This window comes from Kitasatospora sp. NPDC034533 (genome assembly GCF_055575155.1).
The window spans coordinates 1-1,315 of the sequence record NZ_JBVITE010000169.1; the positions used below are offsets into that span (position 1 = coordinate 1).

Consider the following 1,315-nt stretch of genomic DNA (forward strand, 5'->3'; position numbering starts at 1 on the left):
TGGCGTTGACTTTTGGCACGCTGTTGAGTTCTCAAGGAACGGACGCTTCCTTCGAACCGCCTTCCGGCAGGCCCTCCGGGCTTCGTTCTTTCGTGCTTCCAGCTTATCAGACGCTTTTCGCTCCGTTGCCGGGGCTTTTCACTTCCGATTCGCCGACGCCTTTCAGGGCTCGGCGCCCTGTTCGACGTTTCAAACTCTAGCCGTTCTCCGCTGTGAAAAGCGAATCCGGCCGCAATCCGATAAAACGAACGTTTCTGATGGATTGGCCGCCCCGGACCCTCCACGCGAACGCGTGTCCGGCGTTCTCCGTCGGGCGACTGGGAGACAGTACTCCTCCACCACCCCCAACACAAACGCCCAGTGTGACCGGCCACGCTCCAGGAGCGGGCCGAGCCCGCCGCGACAGTCGGAGGTGGCGTCAGGCGAGTCGCCCGGGTCCGTCCACACCGGGCGGGAATCGGCGTGAGATGGACACTTCAATGCCGGTTGGCGCCGTGTTAGCGTCCCTCGGATGTCGAGGATTCTGGTCACCGATCTGGACGGCACCCTGCTCGGAGGGACCCTGGAGGACCGGCGTCGGTTACGGGACGCCCTGGCCCGCCATCCCGAGGTGACGGTCGTCTTCGCCACCGGACGCGCGGTGGCCTCCGTCCGGGAGGTCCTCCAAGATCCACTCGTCCCGCCGCCCCGGTGGATCATCGCCGACGTCGGCGCCACCGTCGTCGACGGCACGGACTTCACCCCTCTGGACCCGGTGCAGGAGCAGCTGCGGACCGGCTGGCCGGGGGCGGACCGGGTGCGCACCGCGCTGCGCCGCTTCCCGGGGCTCGTCTACCAGCACGACGCCGCCCAGGACGGCCGCTGCTCCTACCGCCTCACTCCAGACCGGCTCACCGACGAACTCACCACGGCCGTCGAGAACCTCGGCTGCGCCTGGGTGTACTCGGCGAACCGTTACTTCGACGTCCTGCCGCCGGCAGCCTCCAAGGGCAACGCGCTGTGCGCCCTGGCCGCCAAGCTGGGCTGGCGACCTGACGGCATCCTCGTCGCCGGTGACTCCCTCAACGACCTCTCGCTGTTCCGGACCGGCGCGCACGCGGTGGTCGTCGCCGGGGCCGAACCGGCGCTGCTCAGCGCCCTCGCGGAGGACCCGCTCGTCCACCGCCCGGACCGGGCCGGCGCGGCCGGCATCCACGCGGCGCTGCGGGACCTCGGCTGGCTCCCCTAGATGACTGATGCCAAGGGCTCGCCTGCGCGCATGACATGAAGCGAGGGAGTCCAAAGATCGGTTGTGACGCCTGATCTGGACTCCCTC

The 1,315-nt window shown here is 68.5% G+C and carries 1 protein-coding gene; it reads left to right on the forward strand.

From position 1 onward, the window contains the following. Nucleotides 1-511 precede the first annotated feature (511 nt). On the forward strand, nucleotides 512-1,228 hold the full coding sequence (locus ACZ55U_RS39060; protein ID WP_465534402.1) for an HAD family hydrolase: 717 nt from the start codon (nucleotides 512-514) through the stop codon (nucleotides 1,226-1,228). Nucleotides 1,229-1,315 lie beyond the last annotated feature (87 nt).